The organism is Streptomyces sp. SAS_270, assembly GCF_052543295.1.
The window spans coordinates 231,082-249,811 of record NZ_JBMNDS010000003.1 but is presented as its reverse complement, the minus strand read 5'-3'; the positions used below and the strand labels follow the sequence as shown (position 1 = coordinate 249,811).

Annotated in this window: 15 protein-coding genes; 8 read left to right on the top strand and 7 right to left on the bottom strand. The window is 70.5% G+C overall.

From position 1 onward, the window contains the following. Nucleotides 1–697 precede the first annotated feature (697 nt). Nucleotides 698–1,489 carry a COG4705 family protein gene (locus ACN6LB_RS03875; RefSeq protein WP_445024555.1) on the top strand — a complete coding sequence of 264 codons (792 nt, stop codon included), beginning with the start codon at nucleotides 698–700 and terminating at the stop codon, nucleotides 1,487–1,489. Between the two features lie 632 nt (nucleotides 1,490–2,121). Here ACN6LB_RS03875 and ACN6LB_RS03870 read toward each other — a convergent pair. From ACN6LB_RS03870 to ACN6LB_RS03855, 4 genes are all read right to left on the bottom strand, one after another. Further along, complete coding sequence (locus tag ACN6LB_RS03870) at nucleotides 2,122–3,981, bottom strand: ricin-type beta-trefoil lectin domain protein (protein ID WP_445024554.1); 1,860 nt, start codon at nucleotides 3,979–3,981, stop codon at nucleotides 2,122–2,124. A 92-nt stretch (nucleotides 3,982–4,073) separates the two neighbouring features. Beyond that, nucleotides 4,074–4,205, bottom strand: coding sequence for a hypothetical protein (locus tag ACN6LB_RS03865; RefSeq protein ID WP_445024553.1), 132 nt, complete (start codon nucleotides 4,203–4,205; stop codon nucleotides 4,074–4,076). Between the two features lie 614 nt (nucleotides 4,206–4,819). Further along, the gene (locus ACN6LB_RS03860) at nucleotides 4,820–6,868 is read right to left on the bottom strand and encodes a beta-galactosidase (protein WP_445024565.1); all 2,049 of its coding nucleotides are present in this window, start codon (nucleotides 6,866–6,868) and stop codon (nucleotides 4,820–4,822) included. Between the two features lie 65 nt (nucleotides 6,869–6,933). Beyond that, a complete protein-coding gene (locus ACN6LB_RS03855) occupies nucleotides 6,934–7,140 on the bottom strand; it encodes a hypothetical protein (RefSeq protein ID WP_445024552.1) in 207 nt (68 codons plus the stop codon). On the opposite strand from ACN6LB_RS03855, the gene ACN6LB_RS03850 reads away from it, so the two are divergent. Next, on the top strand, nucleotides 7,135–7,329 hold the full coding sequence (locus tag ACN6LB_RS03850; protein ID WP_445024551.1) for a sugar-binding domain-containing protein: 195 nt from the start codon (nucleotides 7,135–7,137) through the stop codon (nucleotides 7,327–7,329). The two genes, ACN6LB_RS03855 and ACN6LB_RS03850, sit on opposite strands and share 6 nt — an antisense overlap. A 123-nt stretch (nucleotides 7,330–7,452) precedes the next feature. Here the strand turns inward: ACN6LB_RS03850 and ACN6LB_RS03845 are convergent, their stop codons facing one another. Continuing rightward, nucleotides 7,453–7,878, bottom strand: a complete 426-nt coding sequence (locus ACN6LB_RS03845; protein ID WP_445024550.1) for a hypothetical protein — start codon at nucleotides 7,876–7,878, stop codon at nucleotides 7,453–7,455. A 113-nt stretch (nucleotides 7,879–7,991) separates the two neighbouring features. On the opposite strand from ACN6LB_RS03845, the gene ACN6LB_RS03840 reads away from it, so the two are divergent. Genes ACN6LB_RS03840 through ACN6LB_RS03825 form a run of 4 tightly spaced genes read left to right on the top strand, consistent with a single transcriptional unit; the run spans nucleotide 7,992 to nucleotide 13,488 of the window. Then, the gene (locus tag ACN6LB_RS03840; RefSeq protein WP_445024549.1) at nucleotides 7,992–9,353 is read left to right on the top strand and encodes a hypothetical protein; all 1,362 of its coding nucleotides are present in this window, start codon (nucleotides 7,992–7,994) and stop codon (nucleotides 9,351–9,353) included. Beyond that, on the top strand, nucleotides 9,353–10,561 hold the full coding sequence (locus tag ACN6LB_RS03835) for a hypothetical protein (protein WP_445024548.1): 1,209 nt from the start codon (nucleotides 9,353–9,355) through the stop codon (nucleotides 10,559–10,561). The genes ACN6LB_RS03840 and ACN6LB_RS03835 overlap by 1 nt, the downstream gene beginning before the upstream one ends. A gap of 3 nt (nucleotides 10,562–10,564) precedes the next feature. Next, nucleotides 10,565–12,226, top strand: a complete 1,662-nt coding sequence (locus tag ACN6LB_RS03830) for a hypothetical protein (RefSeq protein WP_445024547.1) — start codon at nucleotides 10,565–10,567, stop codon at nucleotides 12,224–12,226. 17 nt (nucleotides 12,227–12,243) lie between these two features. Further along, nucleotides 12,244–13,488, top strand: a complete 1,245-nt coding sequence (locus tag ACN6LB_RS03825) for a CHAT domain-containing protein (protein WP_445024546.1) — start codon at nucleotides 12,244–12,246, stop codon at nucleotides 13,486–13,488. Here ACN6LB_RS03825 and ACN6LB_RS03820 read toward each other — a convergent pair. Further along, nucleotides 13,481–14,356, bottom strand: a complete 876-nt coding sequence (locus ACN6LB_RS03820; protein WP_445024545.1) for a DUF3592 domain-containing protein — start codon at nucleotides 14,354–14,356, stop codon at nucleotides 13,481–13,483. The genes ACN6LB_RS03825 and ACN6LB_RS03820 overlap by 8 nt on opposite strands. 415 nt (nucleotides 14,357–14,771) lie before the next feature. Between ACN6LB_RS03820 and ACN6LB_RS03815 the strand changes: the two genes are divergently transcribed. Continuing rightward, nucleotides 14,772–16,757: a beta-galactosidase gene (locus tag ACN6LB_RS03815; protein ID WP_445024544.1), complete on the top strand. Its 1,986-nt coding sequence runs from the start codon at nucleotides 14,772–14,774 to the stop codon at nucleotides 16,755–16,757. A gap of 2 nt (nucleotides 16,758–16,759) precedes the next feature. Here ACN6LB_RS03815 and ACN6LB_RS03810 read toward each other — a convergent pair whose 3' ends face one another. After that, a complete protein-coding gene (locus ACN6LB_RS03810) occupies nucleotides 16,760–16,888 on the bottom strand; it encodes a hypothetical protein (RefSeq protein WP_445024543.1) in 129 nt (42 codons plus the stop codon). Nucleotides 16,889–16,972: 84 nt separating this feature from the next. Between ACN6LB_RS03810 and ACN6LB_RS03805 the strand changes: the two genes are divergently transcribed. Next, complete coding sequence (locus ACN6LB_RS03805) at nucleotides 16,973–18,730, top strand: cellulase family glycosylhydrolase (protein WP_445024542.1); 1,758 nt, start codon at nucleotides 16,973–16,975, stop codon at nucleotides 18,728–18,730.

The window sequence follows — 18,730 nt, the reverse complement described above, 5'->3', positions numbered from 1 at the left end:
AGGCCCTCGTACTGGACGTACTTGGGGCTTCGGCCGGTGCGGCGAGGGTGCGTGCCGGGCGCCGTGGGTGCTGTGCGGGACTTTCAAAACACCCCCTAGGTGTATTGACCCGCAGGGTTGTTGACGCGGCTGCCCGGGGCGGGGCCGGACGCTGGTGCCGGCATCCCCCGAGGCTGCCGCGACCAAGAAGGCGACGCAAGACGCCCGGCTCACCCAGGCACCCCAGGTGCCTCGTCCAGATCGACAGGAACGAGCAGCGTGAAGGTAGCCGGGTGAGCAGTGGCCAGGGAGAGCCTGCCGCCGAGCGAGACGGCCAGGTCCCGGGCGAGATCCAGGCCGATGCCGGCTCCCTGTCCGCCCCCGCTGTGCCCGCGGTCGAACAGCAGGGCCGGCTCGCCCGCCAGGCACCCTCGTCGCTCACGTCGAAGGCGAGGGCGTCCTCCAGGTCCCGGATGGCGACCCGGACGGTGCCGCGCCCGTGCGCCCGGGCGTTGTCCAGCAGGATGCCGAGCACCTCCGACACGGGCGCGCCCGCGACCAGGGCATCGGCCGGTGCGTCCCGTGCGGCGCACTCCAGGCGTCTGCCGTCCCGGGCGAACAGGCCGTGCCAGCGTTCCTCGGCCTCCCGCAGCAGCTGCCGTACTGCCCCGCGCACCGTTCAGGTTGCGTTCATGCTCGACGTGCCATCGTGCGGATCATGACCGCAGAGCACGTCCTCGACGAGCACCCCGTCGCCCCCGTACGCCAGTTGGCGAACAAGGTGCCGGAGGTGACCATCTGCTTCTGGATCGTCAAGCTCCTGACCACCGGCATGGGCGAGACCGCGTCGGACCTCCTGGCCCGGACCCTCGGCCCGATTCCGGCGGTCGCGCTCGGCGGCCTCGCCCTGATGGCCTCCCTCGTCGTCCAGTTCACGCTCCGCCGCTACGTCGCCTGGGCGTACTGGACGGCCGTCGCCATGGTCAGCGTGTTCGGCACGATGGCCGCCGACGTCCTGCACGTCGGACTCGGCGTGCCCTACGCCGTCTCGACACCGGCCTTCCTCACCGCACTGGCCGCGGTCTTCGCCCTCTGGTACGCGCGCGAGCGCACCCTTTCCATCCACGCCGTCCGGACCCGCCGCCGCGAGGCGTTCTACTGGGCGGCCGTCCTGGCGACCTTCGCCCTCGGGACCGCCGCGGGCGACCTGACCGCCACCATCGGCTTCGGCTACCTGGGCTCGGTCGCCCTCTTCGCCGCCGCCATCTGCGCACCCGCCCTGGCCCACCGCTTCGGCGCCCTGGGCTCGGTCACCGCCTTCTGGACCGCGTACGTCATCACCCGCCCCCTCGGAGCCTCGCTCGCCGACTGGATGGCGCTCCCCGGCACCCGCGGTGGCCTCGGCCTCGGCCTGGGACCGGTCACCCTCGCCTGGACGGCCGCGATCATCGGATTCGTCGGCTACCTGGCCGTGCCACAAAGGGACAGGGGCGCGCATGCCGCGGCATGAGGCGAGGACGTGCTGGGCCGTTTCCTGTACGGGCCGTTGTCACGGCACGAAGAGCACCAGACGGCACTTGCGATTCCTCGCGTCCTGCCAGGATCCAGAACCGTGCGTCCAGCCCCTCGAAAACGTCGGCTCCCGAGGGGTGTCCAGCACCCGGGCCATAGCATCAGAGCAGGTCAGCGCGATTCGAACTAACGCCTACGGTCCCAGAGTTGAAGTCACGAGCAGCGGATTCCGTCCGTTGACACAAACTCCTGAATCCGTCCCCCGGATGAGACGTTTCCGCAGGCCAGGGACGTGCACAATGGGGCGGGTGGGGCTCGAACCCACGGCCCACGAATTATGAGTCCGCTGCTTGCTCTACGCCGAATCCACCCTGGCAGCACCTTCCCGGTCTCGAGATGCGGCTGGCCGCAGACAGATGAGGACCCTCAGCGAGCCTGGCCGTTCAAGCGACTGGCTGTGTCACAAGCTTGTTGCTGCTCCGCTGGATGCCCGGGGGTGTCTTACTCGCCGAAGAAGCTGGGGCTCTTCTGGACGCAGAAAAAGGGCGCACGGGCAGGCAGCGATACGACATGGCGCTTCGCCCGGCTGGGCCGCGGGCGCACCCGCGGACCAGCCTCGCGTCGTTCGTGTCAGCCTCCGCTGGACGCCGACCACTTCTGGTTGGTGGCGCCGGTGCAGCTCCACAGCTGGATCTTGGACCCGTTCGCCGTGGCCGTGCCGGTCACGTCCAGGCAGAGGCCGGACAGGTCGTTGGTGATGCTGCCGTCCGCGCGGAAGGTCCACTTCTGGCTTGCGCCGCCGTTGCAGTCCCAGGTAACGACCTTGGTGCCGTTCGCGGTGCCGTTCCCGAACGCGCCCAGGCACTTGCCGGCGACCTGGAGCTCACGGCTCGCCGAGTACACGTGCTGCTGGTCGGCGCTCCCCGACGCGCAGTCCCAGATGCGCTGCTGGACTCCGTTTGCCGCGTTGCCGGTGTCGTCCAGGCACCGGTGCGACCCCTGGCCGACGATCTGGCCGGCGGCCGTCTGCGCGCCCCGGGTGAAGGTGACCGTGGCGTGCGGGGGCAGCGTGTAGGAGAACGATCCGGCGTTGTTCCAGGTGGTGGTGAACGTGGTGGCGGAGGAGTTGTTGTTGTAGGCGACCAGCACCTCGCCGCCGTCGGGGTTCCGGTAGACCTGGGCCCAGACGCCGCCGCCGTCGCTGTAGCCGATCCGGGTCGCGCCGGGGACGACGAACTTGGAGAACTGGCCCAACTGGTAGTAGTTGTCGGTGTACGTGGCCTTCCCGGTGGCCTGGTCGACGGTGACCAGGCCGGTGCAGTTGTCGCAGCCGACACCCATCTTCGGGCCGCCGTTCGTGTCGACGGCCAGGTTCCACAGCAGGGCGCCGTTGGCCCAGTTGAAGGTGGACTCCAGAGCGAGCTGGGAGGCGTTCATCGGGGCGATGCCGGGCCCGGTGGAACACTCACTTTCGTAGATCCGCTTGTCCGGGTAGGAGTTGTGGATGGTGGTCATCCTGCCGAGGTCGTTCTGATAGCAGTGCCACGCGGTGCCGTACATGGCGTCGCTGGCCGTCTGGTTGCCCATCAGCGTGTTGGCGTAGTTGGTGTCCACGTGGTCGGCGTCTCCGCCGAGGATCTTCGTGCCGGCGAGGCCCGCCTGCTGCAGTGCCGGAGCGAGGTTGTCGGCGATGAAGGTCGCCTCGTTGCCCGCGGGCCACAGCATCGCGGAGTACGTGGACGGTGAGATCGTCGGCTCGTTCTGCGGGGTGACGCCCCAGACGTCGACGCCCTTGGCCTTGTACTCCTGGAGGAACTTCACGTAGTACTGCGCGAGCGGGCCGTACATGTCCGAGCGCAGGGTGCCGTTGCCCTGGCCGAGCATCGTGTTGGTGGTCTTCATCCAGGCCGGCGGGCTCCAGTTGTTGGCGAAGAGCTTCATCGACGGGTTGAGTGCCTGGGCCTGCTTGATGACCGGGATGACGTAGGCGTCGTCGTGAGCGGTGGAGAAGTTGGCGAGGCTCGGGTCGGCTACGCCGCCGTTGTCGTCGTAGGAGTAGGTGGCGGGGCTGCCCGCCGGTGTGGCCGTGTAGTCGGAGGAGCCCATCGGCGTCCGCATCAGTGACAGTCCGATGCCCGCGCCGCGGGTGAACAGGTCGCGCATCACCCGGTCGCGGGTGGCCGCGCCGAGCTTGTTCTGCAGGAGGTACGCCGAGGTGTCGGTGAAGGCGGCGCCGAAGCCGTCGATGGTCTGGAACGACTGTGTGTCGTCCACCTTCAGGTTCACACTGCCCGAGGACACCGGACCCAGGGCGATGCCCGGCTGCGGGGTCAGCGCCTGGCTCAGGTCGGACGTCGTCAGGGTCACGCCGATCGTGCCGCTCGCGGCCTGCGCGGGCGACGCGGCCAGGGCCGCCACCCCGCCCGCGACGGCCAGCGTCAGCGCCACGGCCTGCGCGCTCAGTCGGCGGACCGGTTGTCTCATGGTCATGGAGGTATCCCTGTTCACTTGTGGTCGGGTCGTCTGCCTTCGGCGCGGGCCGGAGTTCGACACCGCGCGGGGTCATGGGCTCTGAGAAGGGGTCAGACGGGGCTGACGGTCCACTGCATGTTGGTGCTGTTGCCCCAGGCCCACTGCTTGGCGACGGAGCCCTCGGACACGTTGCCGCCACCGTCCAGGAGCCGGAACTGCCGTCTGTTGATCGCTCTCGGCATGACGAGACCTCCATGGCAACTGATGTGCCGAATGGTTGACCGGGGAGATCGCGGGAGCGGAGCTCCGGCGTGACTGTCCGGCACCCCGGGCGGGGCTCGGGGGCGAGCGGTGCGGGGGTGGGCGTTCGGTCGAAGAGGAGACGACGGCTCCGCATCGAGGGAGACGAAGTGTGCGCGGGGCCCGTCGACTCCGATTGCTGGGATGTTTCCGGGTTGCGAGGACGTTACGGCGCCACGGCATGAAATGACAAGGTCCCTTTCGCCACGATTCCAGTGACAGGGGAAGTCGAGAGCGGAGAGAGAGACAGGGGGGTGCGACCCTGCCGCAGCCGTCACGGCATCAACCCCTCGGACTCCGATTTCGCGCTATTACCCGTGCGTAGCACAGCTATTGGCTGCATCTTGAGATTCCGCAGCGCCAACCCAAAGTGCCTTACCCACGCTCCCGGGACCGGCAGGTGGGACACATCTCGAGTCCGTCGGCGAGTCGCCGTGCCCCCTGAGGAGCATCGCCGGGTACCGGACACAGGTGAGGCTGGGATCGCCTCATACATCCCAGCAATAAGTCGCCAGCCCGGACCCATGACATCCACGGTCGCCGCAGCACCAGACCTCTATCGCTGTGGTCCCGCCCCGTCCTCGCCGCCCTCCACGAGGACACGGACGTCCCACGGACCCAAGTCGAGGGACTCGCCCTCCGCGCAGGGCCGACCGCTGACGGCATCCCGGAACGCCTTGGGAAGCCGTACGGGCTCCGGTGCCCAGGACCAGTTGTGCAGGAAGTGGACGCGACGGCCGGCGGTGGCGGTCGCGCTCGTGCGGGTCACGCTCGCGGGCAGGTCCGACCAGGCGTCGAGGGACGACGGACACGCCCACGCCATCAGAGCCTTGGCCAACTCCTCGTCGGGCACGGTGCCGACGCAGGTGATGCGCCCCTCGCCGACCCTGCGTGTGGTGACGGCGGGCCACTGACCCAGGTGGGGGTGGTCGTACCGCGCCAGGACGGTGGCGTCGTCGACGACGAGGCTGTCGGCCCATCGGGTGGCCGCGACCGCCGCGCCGATCGCCAAAGCCGCGTGGACGGCGATGACGGGCACCGCCTCGTTCAGATTGCAGAACTCCGCGTAGTGCACGCCCGAGGCGGTGGCCAGCCGGGCCGGCAGGACGTCGGTGCGCGCACGGCCCTCCTCGTCGCCGTACCCGGTGCGCGGCCCCAGGACGAGGTGACCGCCCGCCTCGGCGTAGGCCCCGAGCCAGTCGAGAGTCCGGTCGTCGGTGAGGTACAGGCCGGGTACGACCAGTACTCGGCGCTGCCGCGCTGCCTCTTCGGGAGGCGTGTCGGCGAGTGTGCGGGCGTGCAGGATGCGCGTCTGGAGCCGGGCGTCCAACGCGCCCCGGTGGAAGGGGTCGAACAGGGCGTCGTACGAGTCGGGGTCGGGGTTGCCGTCCGGGTGGGCGAGTGGCGGGCACTTCTCCATCAGCCACTTGGTCGGGCGGGAGTACACCAGGGTGACGTCCGCGTCCGGGACCAGGTCCACCACGAGGTCTCCGGCAGCTTCGAACTCGGCGCCGATACGGGCCACTTCCGCATGGATCCGTCCGGGCCGGCCGCTGTGCGGCAGCACACCGCCCCAGTAGGTCTCGCCGCCGAAGTGCAGCGTGTGCCAGTGCCAGTACTCGATCATCCCCGCGCCCCGGGACACGAAGGCCCAGGCGGCCTGGCGCAGTTGTCCGTCGTACGGAGGCCGGTTCTCGAACGGGCCGCCCACGCCGCCCGCGTTCGTCTCGGTGACGAGGAAGGGCTCCTGACGGGAGGAGTACATGCGGTCAGCCCTCAGGTACAGCCCCCGCGGGCCCATGACCTTCCACGGGTGACGGACGGGCACGTCCGTGCCGGGCAGTGCCAGCGCGTCCTGTGTCTCGTAGTAGGCGTTGCCCGAGGAGACGTCGAGGGCATCGGTCATCGTGTCGTCGTCGACCGCGGGGCGACCGTAGTCGATGCACGTGGTGACGAACTGCTCCGGGCGCGCGTACTCCCGCACGATGCCGGCCTGCCAGGCGATGTACTCGTTCACCTGCCGGGCCTGGAACTCCCGCCAGGCGATGTCGTACTGAGGTTGTGCGTTGCCGTCGGGCGTCCACAGGTCGGCCCAGGTGGACAGCCGGTGCGACCAGTAGACCAGGCCCCATGCGCGGTTGAGGGTCTCCACGTCGCCGTACTTCGCCCGCAGATGGTCGACGAAGCGCTGGAACACACCGTGGTTGTACAGGAGTTCGTTGCCGGGTTCGTTGTCGACCTGGAATCCGATGACCGCCGGATGGCCTGCGTACCTTTCGAGGATTCTGCGGGTCACCCGCTCGGCGTGGAAGCGGAACGCCGGGTGGGTGATGTCGGCCTCCTGCCGGGCGCCCCAGGGGATGCGCCGACCGGTGCCCCGCTCCCCCGCGATCTCCGGGTACTGACGGGCGAGCCACGGCGGCACCGCGTACGTCGGGGTCCCCAGGAGGACGGAGATGCCGCGCTCGTGGGCGCCGTCCAGGACGGGCTGGAGCCAGTCGAGGTCGAAACGGCCGTTCGCCGGTTCCCAGGTGGACCAGACGGACTCGCCGACCCGGATGACGGTGAAGTGGGCCTCGGCCGTCAGATCGAGGTCGTCCTTCAGGCGGTCGTACGGCTGATACTCGTGGTATTAGGCCGCGCCGAACAGGACGCGGCGCGGCAGCGAGGTCACGACAAGCCCTCTCCGTGGTAGCGGAAGTCGGTGAAGTGGACGGTGCCGCGCTCGGCGAACACACCGGTCACGCGGCCGGTGAAGGGTGACGCCAGTTCGACGGACCAGAAGCGGCCGTCCAGTTCGGCGAGGACTTTCTCGGTGCCGGACTCGTCCACGACCACGAGCCTGATCGTGTCGCCCGGCGGGAGCCAGGCATGCATGTCGACGCCGGCCTTGGCGAGCGAACGATCGGCATCTCCGTCGACCAACTGCGCACCGTCCCGCGCCGCATCGCCGTCGCCGGCGGTGAGCGCAAGTACACGGCCGTACGCGCCGCGGTGCGCGGCCGCTGGATCACCGCCCTGGTCACCGACATCGCCACGGCTCGACACCTGCTCGAGGAGCCCTGAGACACCGCGCCCGCAGTGCACGACGACGGCCTCGACCCGGCCGCCAAGCGCTACGGCATGCGCGCTCCATCGGAGCTCTTCGGCCTCCGAGCGCCATCACGTCGGCTTCGTACGGCGGTGTCGTCACGGCGTCACTCCATCTCCCGCGTAGAGGTAACCGCCGGGGTTGGCGGGGTCCGCGATCAGGAGTACCTGATCACCGGCGCGGGGGATGCGCAGTTTCGAGACGATGGTCTGGAGCGTGACCGGGTCGGCGGTGACCCCGGTCAGCTGGAGAACCAGGTCGACGACCGGGTCGTAGTTGACCAGCTTGCCGGTGTCGCTGAGCGACACGACGACGGCGGGGATCGTCGGTACGCCCATGCCGAGCAACTGCCGCACGGTGGCACCGGAGTTGTACGCACCGATCGACTGCTGGAGCCTGGCGTAGTCCTCGCCGCCGAGCGTCGCGCGCGTCATACGGCCGTAGAAACCCTTGCCGCCGGCCACCTGCTCCACGATCTTGGCGGCCTTCTCCTCGCGGCTCTTGCCCTTGCCGAAGATTCCCATGCTGTGCCTGCCCCTCTGGTCCGTTCTGCCTGGTGGTGTGGACGTTAGGAGGCGGGCAGCGCCTACCGATCCCAGGTTCGACCACCAGTTCCCCCAGGACGTACGCTCTGCCCATGCCGTCCCCGAGCCAGCCGTCGACCGGTGAGCGCCGTCCGCGCGCCATGGTCATCGACGGGGCTTGGCGCGGCCTCGGGCCGGGTCCCCAGGCGCTGAGCGGGCCCGGTGGCGCGCCGCTGACCCGGACGGTCAAACTGATCGTGCTGCCGCTGATCGTCCGGCCCGCGCTGCGTCCGGAGCTCGCCGCCGACTTCGTCGACGCGCAGGGGGCGGAGCAACTCGACGCGCTGATACGGGAGTCCGGCGCGGTTCTGGAAGCGACGGCACGGTGGTTCACGCTGCTGAAGAAGACCCGCCGGGCGCTGGGGATCGTGGCAGGCAACCCCCAGGACCTGTATTTCCAGCGGTGCTTCGAGCTGGCGAACGAGCACGGGGCGCCGGGGCCCGGCGCGGACGCGGTGGCGAGGGCGGTACTCGAAGACGTCGTGGACGCTTCCGGCGGACGGACGGTGGAGGCGCTGAAGGAGCATCTGGCGGACGCCGTCCGGCGCGCCCGGCTCGACGCCGAGCTGGCAGCGGCGTGGGACGGACGCGAAGCGGTACCGGGCGCCGCCGATACGGGCCTGGCGGCCGAGGTTCTCGAGGCCTGCGGTGCGGCGGGGGCTGATTCGCCGGCCTTCGCAGCCATGGTCCGGGCCGGGCAGGGCAGCCTGCTCGGGCGAGCCCTGTGGGCGGCGCACCCGGCCGACGTCTGGGACCGCGCCGACGTACCCCCGCACCTCGGACTGACCGCACACCACGTGCCCCCACGCCCCGAGGTCGGCCGGAGCGCCTCGACCGCCACCCTCCCCGCGCCGTTCGACCGCACGCTCTTCGAACGGCTCTTCACCGTGCTGCAGGCGTCGACCCACCGCGAGCAACTGCCGACCGTGCCGGAGCTCGTCCGGCGGGAGGTCGAGCGCAGCTGCGCCCCGCTGGGCCTGTACGACGAGAGCCTGCGCGTCACCGTCGTGCTCGGCGGCCGACTCGCGGTGGGCCTCGATCCGCTGGGCGCCGGGACCTCCGTGGCGGGGTCGACAGCGGCACACCGCATCGTCAACAGCCGCTGGCAGCGGGAGGCTTCGGTCCTCCGAGCCCGCAGGATGACCGTCTCCCCCCGCCCCGACCCGGACGGCGGTGTGCTGAACGCCCTCGCCCAGGACCTGCGCACCCCGTGGGCCGCGTACATGCGGCGCCTCTGGGTACGGCTGCACGGGCGCGACGTCCGCGACGCGGCACTGCCCGACGCGGCATCGGCCTGGGGCGTGCTCGACGGGGTGGCCCGCTCGGTGATGATGGACCACCGCGCACGAGTCCGTACGGCACTGCGCACCCTGTCGGCGACCGCCGAGCCCGCCGCCGAGCCGAGGAGCGCGTGATGCCTGAACGGCGCTGTGCCATCACGCGAGCCGAGGACGGCACCGTGCACATCGCGGGCCCTTCCGCCGGTCCCAGCTTCACCCGGGCCGTTCTCGAAGTCGCGGGCGCCGTCCTGACCTGGCCCGTTCTCGACCCAACAGGTTTTCCGGCAGCGGAGATTCACGACGTGGGGCTGGCCCAGCAGTGGCTGTGGGCGGTCTACGGCGAGCGCACGGCCGCCGCTGTCGACACCCTCGCGTCGGAAACCTCGGCCGCCGAGCTGACGCTGCCCGAGCAGCCGACCGCTCTCGCCGAGGGTGCCGCCCGCCTCGCTTTCGGGCACTGGGCGGCCCGCTGGTGGCCGACGTCGTACCTGGACGGGATTCCCGCGCTCGAACGGGACGTGCTGGGGCTGGAGTTGGCCGCACTGACCCACGAATGCCAGCAACTCATCGACGAGTCAGCAGAGTTGGAGGGCGCCGATCTGCTGGAGGAGCATCTGGCCGCGCTCGACTCGCTGATCCGTTGGCGGCAGTCAGCGGCCCCGCCTCGCCAACTGGACCGAGTCCTGGAGCTGATCGACGACGCGGCCGACAACGTCGGGCTGGACGGGGAGGCGCTACGGCGCCTCCGGTCGGCCCTGGAACAGGACCATGGGCCGACCGCCGCGCCGCTTCATCTCACCGAACTCTTCGTACAGCAGCAGGAGTTCGCTCTCGCAGCAGGTAGTCTCCGCCCCGCGACCGGCCGCGTGATCGCCCGGGGCTCGGGGACCAACGACTGGTGCCGCTACCCTCCCGGCTTCGTCGACGCGGCCGAGGAAGCCGTGTCCTGGACGGCGTACGCGCTCGGCGCCGGGCGGCGGATCGAGGTCGAGGTCGTCGCCGACATCGCGGCCCCCGTGGGCGGGGTGCACCTGGCGGCGGAGGTCCAGGTGGACGGCAGCCCGCCGAACCGCGTTGCGCTGGCCAGGCGGGACGACGTGTGGACCGGCCGGGCGGACCTGGACATCCCGGCCTCGACTGCACCGAGCATCGAAGTCGGTGTCCTGCTGCCGGGGTTCGACCCGGGACCGGGTGCCGATGACGGTGCGGCACGGGAGGCAGTACGAGCCCTGGCCCGGCACCGGCTCAGCATCGCGGCGGCACCGCACGACAGCACGGCCGCACACCCGGCCCCGTTCCTCGCCGAGATCGCGGCTGCCGCTGCCGTGGAGGAGGACTTCTAGCCCATGCCGGAAGACCTGCAAGAGCCGGAAGACCCAGAAGACCCGCAAGACGCAGCGGAACAGCAGGAGCAGGCGGCGGGGCTCAGCTACGGCGAGCCCTTCGACAGCGGCTTCGCGCTCGCCGAGCGCCATCAACTTACCCCGGATCTTCCGGCAGCGCTGGCCGTCTACGGCGAACTCCTCGCCCTGGCCGAGTCGTTCGAGGACTCTCCCGACGTACGACTGCTGCGCGGGCACCTGTTGTCCGACATCGGGTCGGTGCAGCTCGCGGTCACGGATCTGCCCGGGGCGGCCCTGTCCATCGGGCGGTCCCTCGATCTGGTGCGGGGCATCGCGTCCGTGCCGATGGGACCGAACGGCCGTCGGCTGTGGCTGGAGGTCCTGCTGAAGACAGTGCTGGCCAGGGTCGAACTGCTGCGCAGGACCGGGCAGTTCGACGAGGCGCAGAAGGCGATGGACGAGGCGACGGCCCTGTTGTCGGAGTTCGACGACATCGAGGGGCTGCGCACCGCCGAGATCGGCCTGAGCCGAGTGCATCTGCTGATGGACCGCAGCGCGTGGGGCGCGGCCGAGGAGCTGGCCTCCGCGCTGCTGGCCGACGCGCCGCCGACTGAGCCGTATCTGCTGGACTGTCTTGGGGTCGTCTGCGCCTCGACCGTGCGGTTCGAGCAGGCGGAGGACTTCTTCGCCCGCGCGGAGGAGGCCCATCTGAGACTGGGACACCACGCGGGGCGCCAACAGGTGCTCTCCCACCGGGCGTACGCGGCGCTGCAGGCCGGCAACCTCGACCGCGCGGAGGAATTGTACGCCGAGGCCGCCGAGATCTTCGAACGGCAGGGCCAGGCCGCGGACTTGGCGGTCTGCGAACAGGCCCGTGCAGCCATCGCCGCATACCGCGGGGACGCGGCCGGCGCCGCCGCTCTGACGGCATCCAGTCTGGCCCGCTTCCAGCAGGTCGGCGCCTCGATCGCCGCCGCCGACACCATGCTGATGGGCGCCCGGCACGCGTACGAGAGGGGCGACATCGACGAGATGAAGCGGCTCGCCCAGGGCGCGCGGGACGTGTACCAGGAGCGCGGGGTGTTCGAGCGGTGCGCCCAGGTGGACCTGATGCTCGCGCGAACCCTTGAGGACAACCTGAACCGGACCGACCACGGCGTCCACGAGCGCGCTTCGCTCGCCAATGCGCTCTCCCTCGCCCTGCCTGCCGCCCTGACGCTGGAAGCGGCCCGCTACGACTTCGCGACCGCCCACGCCCGCAGCCAGTGGCTCCAACTGGCGGACGAGGCCATGCAGTTGGTCTTCCGTCTGGCCCTCCGCAGCAACGACCAGGGGCTGATCTTCGAGCTTGTGGAACACCGGTGCGCGGGCGCCTCCCTGGCGCTGAGCCGTACGTCCACAGCCGGCAAGGCGGCGGCGGTCTTCCCGGACGCCGCCATGAAGACGTACGCCCCCGATGGCGACGCTCCCCTGGCACTGGGCGGCATCGCGGCCGAGGCCGCCGCCTCCGTCGGCCTGCGAGTGGCACCACCGCCGAAGATCGTGATGTCGGCGGAGGCGGGCGGCCGTACCGCGCTCCAGGAGTACGTCCAGGCAGCCGAGTTCCGCTATCACCGGCGGATCGTGAGCGAGGATGAGGTGCCGTTCTGTCCGCCGACGATCTGACCGACGCGAGCCGTCCGGTGGTCCAGGTCCGCCTCGCCGACGCCGGTGACCTGCACATGACCTGGACGTGGGCCCGCGGGGCCCAGGGCTTCGGCACCGGGTACACCCCGGGGCAGGACGTGGACGAGGCCATCCGCGCGCTGGCCGCGGAACTGCCGGGCGGCGGCACGGAAGGCATGCGGCGCGCGTTCGGGTCCGGCGCGCTGGCCACGTACGAGGAAGAGCGCCGCCTCTCCCGCATGCTGGCCGAGGTGCTGTGGCCGGCGGGCCTGACCGACCAGATCCGCCAGGTGTCCGCCCACCTGGGCCGTCCGCTGATGCGGCTCCAGCCCTCGCCCCGGGTGGCCCAGGTCCCGTGGGAGCTGCTCGCCGTGGACGGTGACGACAGCGACGAACGGCTGATCGACCTCGTGGACATCGCCACCACGGCACCGACATCGCTACGACGGGCCGGCACCACCCCGACCGGTCAGAACCCGCACTCGGACGCCGTGGTGCTCGTCCTGGACCCCCGCGTCCCCGGCTTCCGCGCCGATTCCCCGCTCGGCTCGGTGCTGGGGCAGCCCGGCTCGGACCCGGCGCTGCTGTCCCTCGTACGGCGCAGGTTCGACGCGGGCACCGTCGTACCCTCCGTCGCCACCCCCACCGAGGCCTTCCGCCGCACCGACCTCGACCGCGACTGGCTGGGCGAGGCGCTGCGCAAGGGCGCCCGTCGCCTGATGTACGTCGGTCATGTCAGCGGCGCCCCCGTCGAGGGCGGGCAGAGCGAGGACGTCACCCTCCATCTGTGTTGCGGCCCGGAGACCACGGGGATGACCGAACCGGTGCGCACCCACCGCCCGTTGTCCGCCAAGGACCTGCTTCTGGGTACGCTCCCGCTGCGCGCGGACGGCGTGCCGGGCGCTCAACTCTGGCCCGCACCGCCGCGCGTCGCGCTGATCGCCTGCGAGAGCGGCGGCGATCTCCGTTTCGCCGAGTCCTTCGGCCTGGCGACGGCGATGATCCACAACGGTGCCCAACTGGTCACCGCCACCCGCTGGGTGCTCCCCACCAGCTTCGCCTTCCACCGCCTGGCCGGCCTGCCGGAGTCCGTACGGCCACTCACGGAGGCCGTGGTCGCCGTGGACGCGGCCCACGAGGACCACGACCCGGTCCGCCATCTCGGCGCCTGGCAGCGACAGCAGCTCGACCAGTGGCGCGCCGGCGGCCGGATCGAGCACTCGCCCCTCCTGTGGGCGGCCCTGACCTGCATCGTCAGGTGAAGGGCCAGGGGTGGTGGAGGCAGTAACCGCCCAACCCGATCGCGGCGATCCCGGTGGCCAGCAGGGTGACGACGAACCTGATGTGGAACGTGCGCTCGCGGCGTTCGTGGTCGGGATCGGCGGTGAGGAGGGACGGGTCGGCGGGCGCGTAGCGGAGGGGAACGTCACGGCCGAGGGATCGTGCGACGTCCCGGATGCCCTGCGTGCACAGCGCGGTGACCTCGACGCCTTCGTGGGTGGTGAAGGCGACGACACTGGCGTGGCTGACGCTCTCGCCGCCTTCGCCGTCGGAGTGGACGTCCCTGGTGACGGCGACCACGCGGCCCTGGACGGTGACGCCTGCGGCCAGTTGAGCGGCGCGGGTGCGGGCGTACTCGCCGTCCCGGCTCAGCGCGACGACGAGGAGCAGCAGGCCACCGGCACAGATCAGCCCCCACTGCCAGCCCCACGCGAAGAACGACTGGACGACCAGGCCCAACACCAGCAGGATCACCATGCAGTTCGGCCCGCCGGTCCCGGAGGTCCGCCCCTCGCTGTCCAGCATGAGTTGGAAACGCTCCGGCCGCCGCCGCGGAAACCGGACCGGGAACTCCTGCCCCACCCAGGCCGCCAGTACCCGGTCGCCGCGCTTGTTCTCGTGGCGCAGCCTGAACTCCCGCCCGGTGCCGGGGTCCTGGTACACGATCGTCACCGGTATCCCGTGGTTCCCTGACTCACCGTGTCCCGGCGGATGCACCTCGACGACCCGAGCCGTCGCCCACACCGCCCGCTGCGGCCGGGTCAGTCCGGCCAGGGAACACGCATAGCCCACCAACGCCAGCCCAGCGGGCACCGTCCACCACAGCCCGAGCATCTCCTGCAGGTCCATGCGGCGAGGCTCTCGCTGCCGGGACTCCTACCGATCCCAGGTTCGGGTCGGCCGGCCATCCCTTTCGATCCGGCCGGCCGACGCGAGGCAACAGCTCATCACTGCACCGAGCGAGCAGATCGTCGAAGCGCTTGTCGATCGGCAGCGCAGGGGCCCGGAACGGGAGCCGGTCGAAGGCGGCTGGGGACGCGGAACCCACGAGGAAACCCCTAAGTAGGTGAGCAGGGTGAGCGCACTGATCGAAGCGCTTCGACGCTGCCACCGCGCCCCGCGAACTGTCAACGGCTTTGCGCCAAGCAAATTTCCCACTTGTTGTCCCCTTGTTTCGCGAGAAACATGTCATTAACGTTCGCCGCCAGGTGAAGCGCTTCGATAGCACCACGCCCAACAAGTCCCCCCGCCCGAAGGGCCAGTCATGACCTCACCCCGTCTCCCCGACCGCCTGGGCGGACTCGCGTTCGGTGGTGACTACAACCCCGAGCAGTGGGACGAACCGGTCTGGAAGGAGGACGACGCACTCATGCGCCGGGCCAGGGTCAACCTGGCCACTGTCGGCGTCTTCTCCTGGGCCCTGCTCGAACCCGAGGAAGGGCGCTACGACTTCGCCTGGCTCGACGCCCACATCGAGCGCCTGCACGCGAACGGCGTGGCCGTCGACCTCGCCACCCCCACAGCCTCCCCGCCGCCCTGGTTCACACTGGCGCACCCGGACGCACTGACGGTCCGGCCCGACGGAACCCGTCTCGTCCACGGCAGCCGGGACACCTACTGCCTCACCGCGCCCGCGTACCGCACCGCGGCCCGTCGGATCGCCGCAGCGCTCGCCGAACGCTACGGCGACCACCCCGCCCTCGCGCTGTGGCACGTGCACAACGAGTACGTCACCCTGTGCTACTGCGACCACACGGCCGCCGCCTTCCGGGTCTGGCTGCGCTCCCGCCACGGCTCGCTGGACACCCTCAACGAGGCCTGGGGGACGGCCTTCTGGAGCCAGGGCTACACCTCCTGGGAGCAGGTCCTGCCGCCGCGCGCCACCAACTGGCACAGGAATCCCGGCCAGGCACTGGACTTCCACCGCTTCTGGTCCGACGAGGTCATCGCCGCCTACCGCGAGCAGCGCGACGCCATCCGTGCGCACAGCGACCGGCCGGTGACGACCAACCTGATGCTGCCCGCGTACCAGAACATCGACCTGTGGGCCCTCGCCCGCGAACTCGACGTCGTCAGCTCCGACCAGTACCCCGGCTCGCCCGGCGTGGACGCGGCCGCCGATGTCGCCTTCCACGCGGATCGCGCCCGCTCACTGGGCGGCGGCCGCCCCTGGCTGCTGATGGAGCAGGGCACCAGCACCGTCTACGACGGCGACCGGATCCTCGCCAAGGACCCCGGTGACATCCTGCGCCACACCCTGGGTCACATCGCGCGCGGCTCGGAGGGCGCCCTCTTCTTCCAGTGGCGGCAGTCCCGGGCCGGCGCCGAGACCTGGCACTCGGCCATGGTCCCGCACGCAGGACCCGACAGCCGGATCTTCCGCGAGGTCGCACAAACCGGGGAGGCGGTCGCCCGGCTCGGCGAGCTGGCGGGCTCGACCGTCTCCGCGCGGGTCGCCGTCCTGCACGGTCCGGACGCCTGGTGGGCACTGGGCGTGGACGGCCTTCCCTCGGCGGAACTCGACTATCCCGCGGCCCTGGAACGGGCGCACCGAGCGCTGTGGGACTCAGGGGTGACGGTCGACTTCGCCCACCCCGACGACGAGTTGGGCCGCTACCCGCTCGTCATCGCACCGGCGCTGTTCCTGCTCTCCGACCGGTCCGCCGACAACCTGCGCCGCTATGTCGCAGGCGGCGGAACGCTCCTCGTCCAGCACGCGAGCGGTTACGTGGACGACCGCCTCCACGCCCGCCTCGGCGGCTATCCGGCCGCTCCCCTGCGCGAGGCGCTGGGCATCCGTGTCGAGGAGTACCGGCCGTTGCGGCGCGACGAGCGGATCACTTTGTCGGACGGCACTCAAGGCACCGCCTGGAGCGAGTCCCTGCACGCCGAGGGCGCCGAGACGCTCGCCACGTACACCCACGGCATGCTCACCGGCAGCCCTGCGGTGACCCGGCACCGCTTCGGCACCGGGCAGGGGTGGTACCTCTCCACCCTCCTCGACGACACCGGCTACGGCGCGCTGGTCGCCCGGCTGCTCGACGAGGCCGGGGTGGGCGCCGAGGCGCCCGGGCTGCCTCCGCACGTCGAGGCTGTCACCCGGCACGCCGCGGACGGCCGTCGCTGGCGCTTCCTGATCAACCACGGCACGGAACCTGTGGCCCTGTCCGAGCCGGCCCACGACCTGCTCACGGGCGGCTCGCTCGCCGAACTGCCCGTCGGCGGCTGCGCCGTTCTTCGCCTCACCTGAGCTCAGTCCGTCTTCTCCCTGCCCGCGGCCCCGTCCGCAGTCCTGCTCCGGCCCGCCCATCCGGCGCCGGAGCCGAGGTCGGTCACGGCGTTGCCGTCCGACCTGCCCGCGCCCGCCTGGTGCACCACCAAGGAGTGGTCCGGCCTGTCCGGCCATCTGTCCGCACGCCTCCCCACGGGCGGAACCTCCGCTCGGCCAACAGAGAAGAGTCAAAGATGAAGGGAACGCATCACCTCACCGAGCGCCGCAGAAGTGGCCCCGGTCGCCTGCTCGGCCTCCTGGTGGCGCTGGTCGCCGCGATCGGGCTGACCAGCACCACCGCCTTCGCCGCACCGCCCCACAACGACGCGGCCACGGCACTCACGCACAAGGCCCTGAGCCCCATGGGCACGGTGGCCGCGATGCAGCCCAGCTGGAACCTGGGCAACACCCTGGACGCCATCCCCGACGAGACCTCCTGGGGCAACCCGGCAGCCACCAAGGCCCTGTTCGACACCATCAGGGCCCAGGGCTTCCGTAGCGTCCGTATCCCCGTCACCTGGACCGACCACCAGTCCTCCACGGCCCCGTACACGATCGACGCGACATGGATGAACCGCGTCAAGCAGGTGGTCGACTGGGCGCAGGCCGACGGTCTCTACGTCGTGATCAACGTCCATCACGACTCGTGGCAGTGGGTCGCCAAGATGCCCACCGACCACGACAACGTCCTGGCCCGGTTCAAGGCCTCCTGGACCCAGATCGCGTCCAAGTTCAGGGACTCCTCGAAGACCCTGCTCTTCGAGAGCAACAACGAGCCGCAGTTCGACAACACCACCGATGCCCAGGGCATCCAGTACAACGACGAACTGAACACCGCGTTCCACACCGTGGTGCGCCAGTCCGGCGGCAACAACGCGACCCGTCTGCTCGTCCTGCCCAGCCTCCACACCAACTCGAGCCAGATCTTCCTGGACGCCCTGTCGACCGAGATGAAGTCGCTGGCCGACCCCAACCTCGTGGCCACCGTGCACTACTACGGCTACTACCCGTTCAGTGTGAACGTCGCGGGCGGCACGCGCTTCGACGCCACCTCGCAGCAGGACATGACCGACAACTTCAACCGGATACGCGCGACCTTCACCTCCAAGGGAATCCCCGTCTACCTCGGCGAATACGGCCTGCTGGCGTACCCCGACAGCAACCACCCGTCCCGCATCGAACGGGGCGAGGCCATCAAGTACTTCGAGCAGTTCGGCCACGACGCCCGCGCCGCCGGAGTGACCACGGCCCTGTGGGACCCGGGAACCTTCGCCTTCCTGAGCCGCGCCACGCTGCAGTGGACCGACCCCGAGCTGTTCAACCGGATCAAGTCGAGCTGGACCACCCGCTCGGGCACCGCCTCCTCGGACCAGGTGTTCCTGGCGAAGTCCGGTGCGATCACGGCCAAGACGCTCACCCTCAACCCCAACGGCCTCACGTTCCGAGGCCTCTGGCAGGGCAACACACAGCTCGCCCAGGGCCGGGACTACACGGTGTCCGGCAACCAGCTCACACTCACGGCGACCGCGCTGACCCGCCTTGCCGGCAACCGCGCCTACGGGACCAACGCGACGATCGAGGCCCGGTTCTCCCGCGGTCTCCCGTGGCAGATCCATGTGATCACGTACGACAGCCCGGTCCTCTCCCCAGCGACCGGCACCACCAGCGGTCTCACCATCCCCACCCAGTTCCGCGGTGACCAGCTGGCGACCATGGAGGGCAAGTACGCCGACGGCACCAACGCCGGTCCGGTCAACTGGAGTTCCTACCAGGAGTTCAACGTGTCGTTCAGCCCGGACTACCCGGGCAACGGCCTCGTCCTCACTCCTGCGTTCCTCAACTCACTGCGTGACAACACGCAGGCGACGCTCGTCTTCCACTTCTGGAGCGGAGCCACCATGACGTACCAGGTGACGAAGTCCGGAAGTACGGTCACAGGCACCGTCGGCTGA

Coding starts and splice junctions, on each gene's coding strand:
- ACN6LB_RS03815 (WP_445024544.1), top strand. CDS start 14,772: ATGACCTCACCCCGTCTCCCCGACCGCCTGGGCGGACTCGCGTTCGGT.
- ACN6LB_RS03820 (WP_445024545.1), bottom strand. CDS start 14,356: ATGGACCTGCAGGAGATGCTCGGGCTGTGGTGGACGGTGCCCGCTGGG.
- ACN6LB_RS03830 (WP_445024547.1), top strand. CDS start 10,565: ATGCCGGAAGACCTGCAAGAGCCGGAAGACCCAGAAGACCCGCAAGAC.
- ACN6LB_RS03805 (WP_445024542.1), top strand. CDS start 16,973: ATGAAGGGAACGCATCACCTCACCGAGCGCCGCAGAAGTGGCCCCGGT.
- ACN6LB_RS03845 (WP_445024550.1), bottom strand. CDS start 7,878: ATGGGAATCTTCGGCAAGGGCAAGAGCCGCGAGGAGAAGGCCGCCAAG.
- ACN6LB_RS03840 (WP_445024549.1), top strand. CDS start 7,992: ATGCCGTCCCCGAGCCAGCCGTCGACCGGTGAGCGCCGTCCGCGCGCC.
- ACN6LB_RS03855 (WP_445024552.1), bottom strand. CDS start 7,140: ATGCATGCCTGGCTCCCGCCGGGCGACACGATCAGGCTCGTGGTCGTG.
- ACN6LB_RS03870 (WP_445024554.1), bottom strand. CDS start 3,981: ATGACCATGAGACAACCGGTCCGCCGACTGAGCGCGCAGGCCGTGGCG.
- ACN6LB_RS03875 (WP_445024555.1), top strand. CDS start 698: ATGACCGCAGAGCACGTCCTCGACGAGCACCCCGTCGCCCCCGTACGC.
- ACN6LB_RS03865 (WP_445024553.1), bottom strand. CDS start 4,205: ATGCCGAGAGCGATCAACAGACGGCAGTTCCGGCTCCTGGACGGTGGC.
- ACN6LB_RS03835 (WP_445024548.1), top strand. CDS start 9,353: ATGCCTGAACGGCGCTGTGCCATCACGCGAGCCGAGGACGGCACCGTG.
- ACN6LB_RS03850 (WP_445024551.1), top strand. CDS start 7,135: ATGCATGTCGACGCCGGCCTTGGCGAGCGAACGATCGGCATCTCCGTC.